The sequence below is a fragment of the Streptococcus sp. HMSC36C04 genome, assembly GCF_001839535.1.
In the GTDB taxonomy this organism is placed as follows: Bacteria; Bacillota; Bacilli; order Lactobacillales; family Streptococcaceae; genus Streptococcus; species Streptococcus hominis.
This window is the reverse complement of the sequence record NZ_KV841598.1, coordinates 1-13,049: the sequence shown is the minus strand read 5'-3', so window position 1 is coordinate 13,049 and position 13,049 is coordinate 1. Positions and strand designations below refer to the sequence as shown.

General features: G+C 37.7%; 13 protein-coding genes and 1 pseudogene. 5 read left to right on the top strand and 9 right to left on the bottom strand.

Annotation, left to right across the window (positions count from 1 at the left end):
- Nucleotides 1–71: 71 nt before the first annotated feature.
- The 5 genes from HMPREF3249_RS05565 to HMPREF3249_RS05545 all read right to left on the bottom strand — a co-directional run bounded on the left by HMPREF3249_RS05565 (nucleotide 72) and on the right by HMPREF3249_RS05545 (nucleotide 4,120).
- Nucleotides 72–605: an isoprenylcysteine carboxyl methyltransferase family protein gene (locus HMPREF3249_RS05565; RefSeq protein WP_059220963.1), complete on the bottom strand. Its 534-nt coding sequence runs from the start codon at nucleotides 603–605 to the stop codon at nucleotides 72–74.
- Nucleotides 606–703: 98 nt separating this feature from the next.
- The gene (locus HMPREF3249_RS05560) at nucleotides 704–1,636 is read right to left on the bottom strand and encodes a 1-phosphofructokinase family hexose kinase (RefSeq protein ID WP_049533134.1); all 933 of its coding nucleotides are present in this window, start codon (nucleotides 1,634–1,636) and stop codon (nucleotides 704–706) included.
- Between the two features lie 78 nt (nucleotides 1,637–1,714).
- A complete protein-coding gene (locus HMPREF3249_RS05555; protein ID WP_049493402.1) occupies nucleotides 1,715–3,190 on the bottom strand; it encodes a PTS galactitol transporter subunit IIC in 1,476 nt (491 codons plus the stop codon).
- 121 nt (nucleotides 3,191–3,311) lie between these two features.
- Complete coding sequence (locus HMPREF3249_RS05550) at nucleotides 3,312–3,617, bottom strand: PTS sugar transporter subunit IIB (RefSeq protein ID WP_003023769.1); 306 nt, start codon at nucleotides 3,615–3,617, stop codon at nucleotides 3,312–3,314.
- Between the two features lie 23 nt (nucleotides 3,618–3,640).
- Nucleotides 3,641–4,120: a PTS sugar transporter subunit IIA gene (locus HMPREF3249_RS05545; RefSeq protein ID WP_059221333.1), complete on the bottom strand. Its 480-nt coding sequence runs from the start codon at nucleotides 4,118–4,120 to the stop codon at nucleotides 3,641–3,643.
- A gap of 165 nt (nucleotides 4,121–4,285) precedes the next feature.
- On the opposite strand from HMPREF3249_RS05545, the gene lacA reads away from it, so the two are divergent.
- Nucleotides 4,286–4,717 (top strand): galactose-6-phosphate isomerase subunit LacA, encoded by a 432-nt coding sequence (gene lacA, locus HMPREF3249_RS05540; RefSeq protein WP_059220965.1) that lies wholly within the window; start codon nucleotides 4,286–4,288, stop codon nucleotides 4,715–4,717.
- Nucleotides 4,718–4,735: 18 nt separating this feature from the next.
- Nucleotides 4,736–5,254, top strand: a complete 519-nt coding sequence (lacB, locus tag HMPREF3249_RS05535) for a galactose-6-phosphate isomerase subunit LacB (protein ID WP_059220966.1) — start codon at nucleotides 4,736–4,738, stop codon at nucleotides 5,252–5,254.
- Between the two features lie 135 nt (nucleotides 5,255–5,389).
- Here lacB and HMPREF3249_RS05530 read toward each other — a convergent pair whose 3' ends face one another.
- Nucleotides 5,390–6,136, bottom strand: coding sequence for a DeoR/GlpR family DNA-binding transcription regulator (locus tag HMPREF3249_RS05530; RefSeq protein WP_003030054.1), 747 nt, complete (start codon nucleotides 6,134–6,136; stop codon nucleotides 5,390–5,392).
- A gap of 170 nt (nucleotides 6,137–6,306) precedes the next feature.
- Between HMPREF3249_RS05530 and lacD the strand changes: the two genes are divergently transcribed.
- Nucleotides 6,307–7,257, top strand: a complete 951-nt coding sequence (lacD, locus tag HMPREF3249_RS05525; RefSeq protein WP_003030055.1) for a tagatose-bisphosphate aldolase — start codon at nucleotides 6,307–6,309, stop codon at nucleotides 7,255–7,257.
- A 64-nt stretch (nucleotides 7,258–7,321) separates the two neighbouring features.
- On the opposite strand, the gene HMPREF3249_RS05520 is transcribed toward lacD, so the two are convergent.
- On the bottom strand, nucleotides 7,322–8,878 hold the full coding sequence (locus HMPREF3249_RS05520) for a degradosome RNA helicase CshA (protein WP_059221334.1): 1,557 nt from the start codon (nucleotides 8,876–8,878) through the stop codon (nucleotides 7,322–7,324).
- A gap of 279 nt (nucleotides 8,879–9,157) precedes the next feature.
- Here HMPREF3249_RS05520 and HMPREF3249_RS05515 point away from each other — a divergent pair, with 279 nt between their 5' ends.
- A complete protein-coding gene (locus HMPREF3249_RS05515) occupies nucleotides 9,158–9,556 on the top strand; it encodes a hypothetical protein (protein WP_003030057.1) in 399 nt (132 codons plus the stop codon).
- 23 nt (nucleotides 9,557–9,579) lie between these two features.
- On the opposite strand, the gene HMPREF3249_RS05510 is transcribed toward HMPREF3249_RS05515, so the two are convergent.
- Both HMPREF3249_RS05510 and HMPREF3249_RS05505 read right to left on the bottom strand, forming a co-directional pair.
- On the bottom strand, nucleotides 9,580–10,488 hold the full coding sequence (locus tag HMPREF3249_RS05510) for a magnesium transporter CorA family protein (RefSeq protein WP_003030058.1): 909 nt from the start codon (nucleotides 10,486–10,488) through the stop codon (nucleotides 9,580–9,582).
- A 320-nt stretch (nucleotides 10,489–10,808) separates the two neighbouring features.
- Nucleotides 10,809–12,353 (bottom strand): peptide chain release factor 3, encoded by a 1,545-nt coding sequence (locus HMPREF3249_RS05505; RefSeq protein ID WP_003041312.1) that lies wholly within the window; start codon nucleotides 12,351–12,353, stop codon nucleotides 10,809–10,811.
- Nucleotides 12,354–12,625: 272 nt separating this feature from the next.
- Between HMPREF3249_RS05505 and HMPREF3249_RS05500 the strand changes: the two are divergent.
- Nucleotides 12,626–13,049: pseudogene (locus HMPREF3249_RS05500) on the top strand (IS982 family transposase); the annotation flags it as partial.

Below are 13,049 nucleotides of genomic sequence, written 5' to 3'. Positions count from 1 at the left end.
TTTAAAAAATTATACAAAATAGATAATTTGTGTAATTTTAAAATCTTTCATTCTATACTTTAAAAAATAGCTTACTTCTGTGCAATACCATTTGGGATAATGACTTCTTTGAGTAATTTCTCTTCTTCCTTGATGCGATTATACAAAACTACCGCATATAGAGGAAATAGAATACAAAATGAAATTAGTGCATGACAAAGTAATGCTAAACCAATCAACTCTGGAACGATGTTCAAGAAATAATTGGGATGTTTCACATAGCGGAAAAGCCAGTGATCAACAAATTTATGATTCTTAACCAGCATTAATTTTACAGTCCAAATTTCACCTAAGAGCTGTGTCACAACATAGAGCATAAACATTGAAAATAGCAACAGGCCAAATCCTATAGCACTAAGTGCGTCAAACTGAACCTGACGTATCGTAGCTTCAGTAAAGCAAGAAAGGTAAAATAAAATGTGAAGAATAGTGATATACTTGGTATTTTGCACGCCATATTCGCGCCCACCATTTGCCAATATCGCTTTCTCATTCTTCATCGATATTTTTAGAAATACCAACCGAAATACAAATACCGCTAAAACAATAAGTCCTGATAAAGTCATACGACCTCCTTATAATAAAATAATCTATTTTATTATATAAAGAGGGGATTTTCTAAGTCAATACATTCAAAAAATATCATATAAACTGTAGAAAGAAACTACAAAGTTGTTAGTTCGATTTCGTCTACAATTCGTTTTACATCGGCTAGGTCTACTTTTGGAGTCCATTGCAGGCAGTTAGCTGTTGCATAAGCACAGGCACGAATGACAGCTTCTCTATCAACTCTCCCTTTACTTTCTAAAGCATGGCAGAGACTTCCAAGGAAAAAGTCCCCTGACGCAATAGGATTTTTGACATGAATTGCTGGAAACGTCAGTTGGAAAACATCATCCTGCAGGCGTGCTACGACTCCTTTTCCTCCCATTGTCACAATGAAATAAGGAATTTTAGTATATTCTTTGAGAAGTTTTGCTGCTTCTTCTGCAGTTTCAACTGGACATCCTGTTAATTCTGCTAATTCTTCATCGTTAATTTTTACAATGTCAGGCTGTGCTGTGAAAGCTGCTTTTAGTGCGGCACCACTTGTATCTACTACTAAATTCACATCTTCTGGCAAAAGACGACCAATTTGTGCAATATAATCATCTGGCATCCCTTTCATCAAAGAGCCAGAAAACACAACGCTATCGCCAGGTTGAATGTGCTTTATAAGATTTGTGGTGAATTGTTCTAATAAATCCTTATTCAGCTCAAATCCAGCTTCATACACAAGATAGGTCTTTCCTAATTCTGTATCAATCATAATTGTACAAGTACGCGTATTTTTATCAACCTCTGTCACAACAAGCGGAATACCATCTTCTTCATTTAATTGTTGAATATATTCGCCCATTTTGCCACCTAACATTGTATGAATGCAAAAATTTCCTTGCTCTTCGCCTTTCTCGCAATTCAGGACATAAGCCACATTAAAACTCTTTCCGCCAGCATTCTCATGCACTTGATTTGGTCTGTTGACCACATCTTCTTTAAAATGACTAAGTAAAACTGTCCGATCCAAAGCTGGATTTGGACAAACTAAATGAATCATGTTTCTTCCTTTCTTTTTTTCAATCAAAAGCCAGACTATTTCAAAAGGAATAGCCCAGCTTATTGTTATCTTATTCTTCTATTTTGCATTTGCAGCGTATTCTTCATTTCGCTTAATCATTTGTTTTCTATACCATGCAAAGATACCAATATAGAACACTAGAAAGACAATAACACCAAAGATAGCTTTGATATCGCCTGTTGTAGCATTTCCGATTGTCCAACCAAGTAATTTTTCAATTGGACCTTCAAGAGTAGAGTGGGTAATCAATTGTGTGCTAGCTACCCCTTTAGGAAATGCATCTACGCCTTTCGCTAAGTCCGTAACAAATGGCGCAATAAGGGTTCCAGATAGAAGGAAGAGCGGAAGCAATAGAGTTCCAAATACAATCATCCGAATGAGTTTACCACGTGTAACAACCAGAAGTGCTGGAGTAACACCCATTGCAATAATCCCAGCAAGTGGCAAAATACCATTTCCGACTTTAGAAAGAAGGACTGCTTCTACTAGCATAATTGGTGCTAAAACATTGGCACATGCCCAGATTTCTGCACGACCTGCGATAAATGGCCAGTCAAGTCCAATATTGAATTTACGTCCTTGAAGACGTTTTGTTGCAACATTTGTAATTCCTTGTGAAAGAGGTTCTACTGCCGCGATGAACCAAGAACCAATAAGTGAGAACAATTCCAAGCAGACACCAGCTGTCAAACCAAGAGATAACCAACCCTTGATAACAAGTGACCATTTTGCTGCTTCGGCAACGCCAGATACTGGATGCGGCGTTCCCATAATTCCAATTACAATCCCAAGGATAAATCCAATGAAGAATTTAGAGCCCCAGAAACCAATTTTCTTATTCAATTTTGCAGCGTCAAAGTCATATTTATCCAACCAAGGGAAGAATTTATCAAAAATCTTATCCAAAACCATGATAACTGGATTCATCATGTAGTTCATGTGAGTAGAGGTCATTGGTGATGAGCTAGGCGCATTAAGCAAGTCATCAAATGTTGGTTTCATTAAGTCAGAGTTAATAATTTTCATTACTCCGACAAGTACGACTGCAAGCGTTGCCACAAAGAGCGACACTCCTTGGCTAACACCATTATTATCCGCATACCATTTAATCAATAGACCTGTAATTGATAAATGCCAAATATCAAAAATATCAACATCTAAGGTATCCGTTTTTTTCGTAATTAACATCACGACATTAACGATGAGCATAATGAGTAAGAAGTAAAGCGTCCAAGCAGAACCCCATGTAATCGTCGCCAATGGTGCCCAACCAACGTCTGTAATATTGAGTTGAATTCCTGTATTTTCAACGAATTTCGCAAGTGAAGCCGAGAAAGCACCATTTAACATACCGATAATGGCACCAATACCCGTAAGAGCTATGGCAAGTTTAATACCACCTTCCAAGGCTTTGGAAAACTTCACTCCAAAGCATAAAGCAAGCACCGTTAAGACTATCAACATGATAATTGGTGCCCCCATATCTAAAATGGGTTTAAAGAAGCGATTGGCTAAGTCAATAATGACATTCATAAAAAATCCTCCCGATTTTATTTTTTGAAAGATAGTGAACGAAAAGTGAAATAACTATTTCAGTAGATAAAAATTGTTTTTATCTAGCGTTTCAATTTTTCATTTTTTCTAATGAATTACTTTAACTAAGTCCATGTTCCTTAATAGCTGCTTCAATATTGTCATATACTGGTGCACTCATGGCTGGAATACGGAATAAAATTGGTCCTGCTTCAATAACAGGAATCCCCGGTTCAAATCCCAAATCCGTTGCTGCTATTGGGGTGAAAATATCATAACCTTTTATCAAGTCTTCATTCACATCTTTGACCATTACCGCATCGCATTGAACATCATAGCCGCGATTTGAAAGTTCTTCTTCAAGAGCATTTTTGATTTGGTGGCTTGAGTTTACCCCTGCTCCACAGGCTGCTAAAATTTTAATCATTGTAAAATCCTCCATTTTTATTTTTAATGATTTATTGTTTCCGATATATAATGAAATAGTTTATCTTCCTCATCCAACTTGGATAAGGACTCTAGGTTGCCGTCAGCAGTAAAAAAGTCCATCAATTGAGCCAAGATATTCGTTTGACTGGCATTAGAATTATTGATAATGAAGAACAAAAGCGATACTTGTACTTCATTTGACGGAACAATCATATTATGAAAAGTCACCGGCTGATCCAAGCGGACTACAACCACTTTTTCTGCTAAATTATGAACAATATCCGTATGCGGAATTGCTACATTTGGCAAATCTTTTCCTAAAAATTCCATGTCCAGCCCCGTAGGAAAGGACTTTTCTCGTTCAATTAAGGCATTCTTATAAGAAGACGTTACAATGTGTCTATCTTCAAGAAGGTCAGCAACTTGATTAAAAAGGTCTTCCTGACTGTCAGCATGCAGACAAAAGACTAAATCTTTATCAAATAACTGATAAAGTTCCATCATATTCCCCCTTCTATTTTGTTTTATTTTGTTTATAAACAAAGTATATCATTATATGTAAACGGTGTCAATAGTTTATTTTGTTTTTTTATGTTATTTTTTGTTTGACAATATTTGTGTGAGATGTTATGATGTTGTTGTGAAATAAAAAAAGGAGGTATAACAATGAAAGTTATACTAGGTACAGACCGTGATGGTTTTGAGTTAAAAAATAAAGTAAAAACTCATTTACTCCAACTTGGTTATGACATTAAAGATCTCAACGAACAAGAAGGTGCTGCTGATTTTGTCGACTCGACAGACGCTCTTGTTGAAGAATTACGAAAAGATGATACTGCCCGTGGTATTTTGTTTGACCGTTTTGCAGTTGGTTCTTATATGGTTGCGAATAAACACCGTGGGATCATTTGTGCTGCTGTTTCAGATGAGCATTCTGCCATGATGACCATTCGCCACAATTCTACACGCATTATCACTCTCGGTACAGCTATTCTCGGTGAAGAATTGGCAAATGCCTGTGCAGAAGCTTATTTAAAAGCTGACTATGATGCTGGGCGTCACCAAGTTCGCATTGATATGCTTAATAAATTATGTTAAAGGGTAGGAGGAAAAATTATGAAAATCGCTCTCGGCTGTGACCATATCGTAACAGATACAAAAATGAAAATTTCTGAACATTTAAAAGACCTCGGTCATGAAGTCATTGATGTCGGAACCTACGACTTTCACCGGACTCATTACCCAATCTTTGGTCGTCTGATTGCAGAAAATGTTGTTTCAGGAAAAGCTGATCTTGGAATTGCCCTTTGCGGTACAGGAGTCGGTATTTCTGCTTCTGCTGACAAAGTTCCCGGTACTCGTGTAGCTCTTGTTGGTGACGTTCTAACCGCACACTATGCAAAGAAAGAACTCAATGCAAATATCATCGCTTTTGGTGGACGTATTCTTGGTCAAAATCTTATTCACAATATCGTTGATGTCTTTCTTGAAACAGAGTATGAACCAACAGAAGCCAACAAACAATTGATTGAAAAAATCGATAATAGCATTGAAGTTAGCCCTGAAATCGCTAAAAATGACCATATTTTCGATGAAGAAAATGCTAAATGGGCTCGCGGTGAATACCACGACTAAAAGCTCAATACTCAGAAAATCAGGCTCAGTCTAATATGGACGAGACCTGTTTTTTAATAGGATGTATCAATACCGCACGAAAGATACAAAACAAAAATCACCTGCTCCTATATGAACAGGTGATAAAAATATTAACTATAAAACATTTGTATATGATTTATACTTTTCCTTGACCTTTGGTGAGATATGATCATCTGTAATTACTGCATCCAAACCATCCAACTGATAGAAACAATAGAAAGAATAGCTGTCAAATTTGCTATTATCTGCCACAATGTACTTTTCAATCGCATTGTTCAAGATAATGGCATTGCCATTTCCTTCTTCTTCATTGGCAGTCGTGACATTATGACCGTCAATTCCATTGACGCCAATAAATGCTTTAGAAACTTTGATTTCTTTCAATAATTTATTAGCAAATTGTCCGACAAACGTTTGTGTTTTCACCCGATAACGACCGCCAATCAGAATAATGTCACAATTGGGATTATCTTTTAATTTTTCAAAAATAGGAAGCGAATTTGTCACAATACTCACACTTTTATCAGCCAAATAATCTCCGATAAAATCCGTCGTTGTTCCCGAACCGATAAAAACTGTATCACCAGAAAAAATCAAATTGGCACATTTTTGAGCAATTGTTCGTTTTTCTTCAATATTTAACATTGTTTTTTCAGTATGGGAGGCTTCGTTCAAGCCATTTTTTACTTTTTTATGAGCTCCTCCATGAACACGAGTCAACAAACCTTGCTTTTCCAAGTCAATCAAATCACGACGTATCGTCATATCCGTTACATCTAGTAACTCTTTTAATTTCTTGACAGAAACCACTCCTTGCTGATCCAATTCTTGGAGAATCACTCTATGCCGTCCTTCTTTCATTTTGTCTCCTTTCTAGTTTTATATAATTTTATTCCTCAAATATATTATACAACAATTTATTCATTTTGAAAAATTAAAAACAATATTTTTTTGATTTTTGTAAAATATTGTTTGACTTTGTTTTATTTTTGTTCTATAATTAAACTATACAAAACAAAAGGAGCCTAAAGATGACAACAAAACAAGAAAAATTAAAACGTTTATGTGATAAAAACAGAATTATCGGCGCTTTGGCTATTGACCAACGAGGGGCTTTGCGTCGTATGCTTGGTGAAGACACTCCAGTTGAGCAATTGGAAACCTTTAAAGTGCTAGTTTCGAAATACTTAACAAAATACGCTTCTTCTATCCTTCTTGATCCAGAGTTAGGTTGGAAAGCGGCGGAAGCTCGTGATAAAAACGCTGGATTATTAGTTGCCTATGAAAAAACAGGTTATGACAAAACTGTTCCCGGTCGCTATCCTGACCTCGTCGAAAATGTCTCCGTCCAACGTCTCAAAGCAAACGGTGCTGATGCTGTGAAAGTCTTACTCTATATAGATATTGACGAAGATAGAGCAGTCAATGACGTCAAAGAAGCCTTTATTGAGCGAATAGCTTCTGAATGCAAAGCAGAAGACATACCTTTTTTCCTTGAGTTAGTTTCTTACGATGCCAAGGTGACGGATGAAAAAGAATATGCTAAACTCAAACCTCGCAAAGTCATTGAAGCAATGAAGCTTTACTCACAAGAACGATTTGGTGTAGATGTTCTCAAAGTTGAAGTTCCAGTCAATATGAAATATGTTGAAGGATTCGCAGAAAATGAAGTTCTTTACACCAAAGAAGAAGCTGCTGCCTTCTACAAAGAACAAAGTGATGCCACTTCTCTTCCATTTATTTTCTTATCTGCTGGAGTATCCGCACAGCTTTTCCAAGATACACTTCGCTTTGCTAAGGAATCCGGCTCAACTTTCAACGGTGTCCTTTGCGGTCGTGCAACTTGGGCTGGTGCTACCAAAGCCTATCAAGAAGGTGGCGAAGCTGCTACAATTAAATGGCTTGAAACAATAGGTAAACAAAATATCGTTGAATTAGATGCAGTTCTCCAAGAGACTGCTACGCCTATTGTATTTAAATAACTTTGTATCTCCTTATAAAAACATAAAAAGACGAACTTCTATTCGCCTTTTTATTATTGTATAATTACTTATCACCTTTATTACGGATGACAAATCCTGTTTTCTTCTCACTTGAAGTATTACGAGGTTTTTTGTGGTCTTTGCGGTAACGCTTTTCTTTGTCAAAGCGATCGTGGCGACCACCTTTTTTGTAATTGTCACGCCCATTAGTACGGTCACGCCGATCATTACTACGACGTCCATTTTTGCTGTTACGATTGCCTTTATTAGCTCCCGGAACATATTTAAATGGTAATGGCTTTTCACGCGCAATCTCTACTTCTGGTAGAGTGTCTGGATCTTGTACGGTTAAGGTCAATATATATAAAGCCAATTCTTCCGGTGTAAATTCAGCTGCCAACTTGCGAGCGTCTTTGCCAAACTTTTCAAATTGGTTGCGAATACTTTCATCTGCAAAATCTCGCTCAATCTTTTTGAGTGCAACTTTTTTCTTAGCTTGAAAGGCTTCTTCTGCCGTTGCTGGCTTCATACCTTTCATCCGTTTTTTAGTTAAGCTTTCAATGACTTGAAGATACCCCATTTCATTTGGTGCAACAAATGTAATGGATTGACCAGATTTCCCAGCACGACCTGTCCGTCCGATACGATGCACATAACTTTCGGGATCTTGTGGAATATCGTAATTGTAAACATGCGTGACACCAGAAATGTCCAATCCACGTGCTGCGACGTCCGTTGCAACAAGAATATCTAAATTACCATTTTTGAAGTCACGAAGAACACGGAGACGTTTTCCTTGGTCTAAATCGCCATGAATCCCCTCTGTGCGGAAACCACGGATTTTAAGTCCACGAGTCAATTCATCAACTCGGCGTTTGGTACGCCCAAAAACGATAGAAAGTTCTGGTTGTTCCACATCCATGAGACGTGTCATGGTATCAAATTTTTCATTTTCTTTTACACGGATATAATATTGATCCACCAGTTCTGTTGTCAATTCTTTTGCTGCAATTTTGACATGTGTTGGCTCTTTCATAAACTTCACGCCAATCCGCTTGATAGCATCTGGCATAGTAGCTGAAAAGAGAAGGGTCTGACGCTCTTCCGGCACGCGTGAGATGATTGCTTCAATGTCTTCTAAGAAACCCATATTGAGCATTTCATCCGCTTCGTCTAAAATTAGCGTTTCTACATGATTGAGTTTCAGTGCTTTGCGCTTAATGAGGTCTAATAAACGTCCTGGAGTTCCAACGACAATGTGCGCGCCTGAACGGAGAGCCTTGATTTGCTTTTCAATGCTAGATCCACCATAAACCGAGCGAACTTTCACTCCTTTGCTTCGACCAAAGCGGAAGAGTTCCTCTTGACTTTGAACAGCCAATTCACGAGTTGGTGCAATGACTAAAGCCTGAACAACAGGATTTTCTGTGTTAATTTTTTCGAGAGTTGGAAAACCAAAAGCAGCTGTCTTTCCTGTACCAGTCTGAGCTTGTCCAATCACATCTTTCCCTGCCATAGCAAGCGGGATTGTTTGTTCTTGGATTGGACTGGCTTCAACAAAGCCTGCTTTTTCAATTTCTGCTAACAATTCAGCAGACAAATGTAATTCATTAAATTTCAATTTTTTCTTCTTTCTAAAAAGGTAGTGCGAAGCTACCTTATAAAACATATTTTGCTTTCTCATTCAGTAAATTTGATACCAGTATTCCAATAGAAAAGACTTTATCTTAATTACTTGCCAAAAGCAACTGAGAAAGCTGACTATTTTGTAACTTATCTAGTATAACACAAAGAATGATAAAAAGATAGGATTTCTGCTAACTTTCTTTTTTGATATAAGATTTAACTTGAAAATGTACTATTTTCTTTTATAATGAAAAAAAAATAAAAAAGAGTCACTATGAATAAGTTTTTACGCTTTGCCTTTATCCTACTGATTGTAGCCATGCTAGGGGCTGCTGTTATTCAAATTTTCCAACCCCAACTTTTAGGTTCTGACTCAGCTTACGGTCTTTCCGTCTACTGGCAGCGAGAAATCGACTTTTGGAACTTAGCCCTTCTGCCTCTGCTGATTGGTGTTCTCATTAAATATGACTGGTTTTATCTGCGTCTAGTACTCTTAGCACTAATTCTTGGCGGGCTAGGTTTTGGAACCAACTATCTGCTAGGCTACCTACAACTGCCTAATAATGCCAACCTTCTAGGCTGGCTGGAAAACTATTTTTTGGTTCTGCTCCGGCTGCTGGGCTGGTATTTGGAAAGCAAAAAAAGAAATAAAAGTGATGAAGCTAGGTCCTAAATTGGGGTAAGGCTACATCATTTTTATTTTTTATTAGCCAACCATTTCAAAGCTTTGGTCAATACAATCCAAAGAATAAGACTGATAATAACTATATAAATCCAAGCATTTTTATCATTAGACAACGGAAGTGGCACATTCATACCAAAGAATCCCGTGATAACTGCTAGGACTGCTAGGAGGACTGAAATGATTGTTAAAACAGTCAAATTATCATTCAGATTGTTGTTCAAAATATTGTTGTAAGAACCTGACAATTGACTGAGAACTTGAGAAATCAAGTCTGTCATTGCTACTAATTGGCGAGCTTCAATCATGACATCGTCAAACTGCTCTTTTTCAATTTCATCTAAATGACGATAAAGTGCATGTCCTTTAATGTGCTCTAACAGCATACGATTTTGCTTTGCAGCTGCTACCAAGTAGACTATGGAAGTTTCCAAGTCTGCTAAAGCAAAGAGATTTTTCTTAGTGGTTGTTTTGTGCAATAGACTATTGATGTTATCCTTTGTTTCATCCATTTTTTCAATTACAGGATAATAAGAATTACACACTAATTCTAAACTAGCAAATAGAAATTTATAAACTGTTACAGGCTCATGGTGTTCAACATAATTTTTCATCATATCTACAACATAAGTATTTGCTTTATTGCTAACTGTTAAGAGTTTATCTTTCTGTACAATAAAGGTCATAGGAATAGTTTCATAATAATCCTTATCCCTTTTTAAGTTTAATACGTTGAAAATAAAAACGACTGTTCCTGTTTCACGATTGTAATCCATGTGTGCTCGTTCATTTTTATCTAACGCGTACTCTATCGTTTCTTCATCAATATTGTATTCCTTATAAGAATCTGGATGTTGACTTAAAATATCTGCATCTAAGTTTATCCAAGACATTCCATCTTTTAATTCTTTTTCAATAAACACCCTTTTCTCCTTTATTGACTTTTAATATAAAGAATTGAAAAAGATGCTCAATTCTTCACCAATCGTTATTACACTTCTTTATCTATCTAAACGCTTAAGATTCTAACAAACAAACTCACTTAAAACCCAGTTCTGTTTCAAAAATTATTATGAGAAAGCTCGAATAATAGCGTAATTTTCAAACTTTGCTCATATGCCGTGCAAGTCTCACATTTTCTTTAACTGAGTTCAAACTAAATCCTCGGAAAATAGATAAATCCTCCTAGAAGCAATTGCTTCTTCTCCAGATTTCCTAATTTTCTGTCGGATTTTTAACGCTCTCACATCTTCTCTTCCAACTTGACATCTGGATATTTATCGGCAAACCAGCGCAAGGCGAAGTCATTTTCAAAGAGAAAGACTGGCTGGTCAAAGCGGTCTTTGGCTAAGATATTGCGACTTGAGGACATTCGCTCGTCCAGATCATCTGGTGAAATCCAGCGAACAGTCTTTTTGCCCATGGGTGTCATGACTACTTCGGCATTATATTCATTTTCCATGCGGTGCTTGAAGACCTCAAACTGAAGCTGACCAACAGCTCCCAACATATATTCACCAGTCTGGTAATTGCTATAAAGCTGGATAGCTCCTTCCTGTACCAATTGCTCAATCCCTTTGTGAAAAGATTTTTGCTTCATGACATTTTTAGCTGCAACCTTCATGAAAATTTCCGGGGTAAAAGTTGGAAGCGGTTCAAACTCAAATTTGTTTTTACCGACAGTCAAGGTATCGCCAACTTGGTAAGTGCCGGTATCGTAAACTCCAATAATATCTCCAGCCACCGCATTTTCTACATTTTCACGTGACTCAGCCATAAACTGGGTGACATTTGAGAGTTTGACAGCTTTTTTGATACGGGTCAGATTCACACTCATGCCGCGCTCAAATTCGCCCGATACGATGCGGACAAAAGCGATGCGATCACGGTGTCTTGGATCCATATTGGCTTGGATTTTAAAGACAAATCCTGAAAAATCCTTATCCAGCGGGCTGATTTCCTGATTGTCTGTGGTTTTGTGTCCGTGAGGTTCTGGTGCAAACTCCAAGAAAGTGTCAAGAAAAGTCTGCACTCCAAAATTGGTCAGGGCTGAACCAAAGAAGACAGGGGTTAATTCCCCATTAAAAATAGCTTCCTGTGAAAATTCATTTCCTGCTTCCTGTAGGAGTTCAATATCCTCTAAAACCTGAGCATAAAATGGATTGTTGCCAAATATTTTTTCTCCCTCTTCGATGCTGGCAAAGCGCTCATCACCCTTATAAAGCTCCAGTCGCTGATTGTGCAAATCATAGAGACCTTCAAAGGATTTCCCCATCCCAATTGGCCAATTCATCGGATAGCTGGCAATGCCAAGTACTTCTTCTAATTCTTCCAGCAAATCAAGGGGTTCACGCCCGTCGCGGTCCAGTTTATTGATAAACGTAAAGACTGGGATATTGCGGTGTTTGACAACTTCAAAGAGCTTTTTAGTCTGAGCCTCAATCCCTTTGGCAGAGTCCACCACCATGACTGCGGCATCCACGGCCATGAGAGTGCGGTAGGTATCTTCTGAAAAATCTTCGTGCCCAGGCGTATCAAGAATATTGACCCGTTTTCCGGCATAGTCAAACTGCATGACAGAAGAGGTCACTGAAATCCCCCGCTGCTTCTCAATATCCATCCAGTCAGATTTTGCAAAGTTCCCGGTCTTCTTACCCTTGACCGTACCCGCTTCACGAATCTCGCCTCCAAAGTAAAGCAACTGCTCTGTAATCGTGGTCTTCCCTGCATCCGGGTGAGAGATAATCGCAAAAGTTCGGCGTTTTTTAATTTCGTCTTGAATCGTCATTTTGTCCTCTTTTTCTTTTTTATACTTTTTCTTTCGATTTCTGTGAAAATTCTTATTACATTGGACTACTCCTAACTTGTTTCAACTTACCTATTATAGCGGATTTAAAGGATTTTTTCAATTGCTTAGAACATATAAAAAATCGCTCTGTTCGAGCGATTTTCTGTTTCTTAATATAAGAAACTACCCGTGGTGCTAGTTAAACTCAAAACACTATAAAAAGCCCATTTGGACTATACTGTAAGTGACGAAACAAACAGGAGGTTGTCCCAATGAGCCACTTACAGTATACCGCTAAATCCCATCATTTACAATGGAATATGAAGCAATTATCCAAAATTTGTCATCAGCTTTATCGGGATTATTGCCCCGATTCATTGAAACATCGTCATAATGTCAGCTTGTCAAAAGTTTCGGATGAATCTCTATTAGTCCTACTGTTATTGCAAGCTGAACTAGGAATCAAATCGCAACGTCATTTTCACCGAATCTGCCAACTATTTCCCTGTGGTCGACTGCTTGAAAGAAGTCGCTTTAATCGTCGCTCAAGACAGTTGATTTGGTTGCTACAACTCATTCGACAAGCGATGAATGACCAAGCGCCCTCTAATAATATGGTTATCATGGACAGTTTCCCTCTACCACTTTGTCAGTCTGTTCGCAACCATAGAGCAAGTATTTTCGAAGGAGTGGCAG

Coding starts and splice junctions, on each gene's coding strand:
- HMPREF3249_RS05565 (WP_059220963.1), bottom strand. CDS start 605: ATGACTTTATCAGGACTTATTGTTTTAGCGGTATTTGTATTTCGGTTG.
- HMPREF3249_RS05560 (WP_049533134.1), bottom strand. CDS start 1,636: ATGATTCATTTAGTTTGTCCAAATCCAGCTTTGGATCGGACAGTTTTA.
- HMPREF3249_RS05555 (WP_049493402.1), bottom strand. CDS start 3,190: ATGAATGTCATTATTGACTTAGCCAATCGCTTCTTTAAACCCATTTTA.
- HMPREF3249_RS05550 (WP_003023769.1), bottom strand. CDS start 3,617: ATGATTAAAATTTTAGCAGCCTGTGGAGCAGGGGTAAACTCAAGCCAC.
- HMPREF3249_RS05545 (WP_059221333.1), bottom strand. CDS start 4,120: ATGGAACTTTATCAGTTATTTGATAAAGATTTAGTCTTTTGTCTGCAT.
- lacA (WP_059220965.1), top strand. CDS start 4,286: ATGAAAGTTATACTAGGTACAGACCGTGATGGTTTTGAGTTAAAAAAT.
- lacB (WP_059220966.1), top strand. CDS start 4,736: ATGAAAATCGCTCTCGGCTGTGACCATATCGTAACAGATACAAAAATG.
- HMPREF3249_RS05530 (WP_003030054.1), bottom strand. CDS start 6,136: ATGAAAGAAGGACGGCATAGAGTGATTCTCCAAGAATTGGATCAGCAA.
- lacD (WP_003030055.1), top strand. CDS start 6,307: ATGACAACAAAACAAGAAAAATTAAAACGTTTATGTGATAAAAACAGA.
- HMPREF3249_RS05515 (WP_003030057.1), top strand. CDS start 9,158: ATGAATAAGTTTTTACGCTTTGCCTTTATCCTACTGATTGTAGCCATG.
- HMPREF3249_RS05505 (WP_003041312.1), bottom strand. CDS start 12,353: ATGACGATTCAAGACGAAATTAAAAAACGCCGAACTTTTGCGATTATC.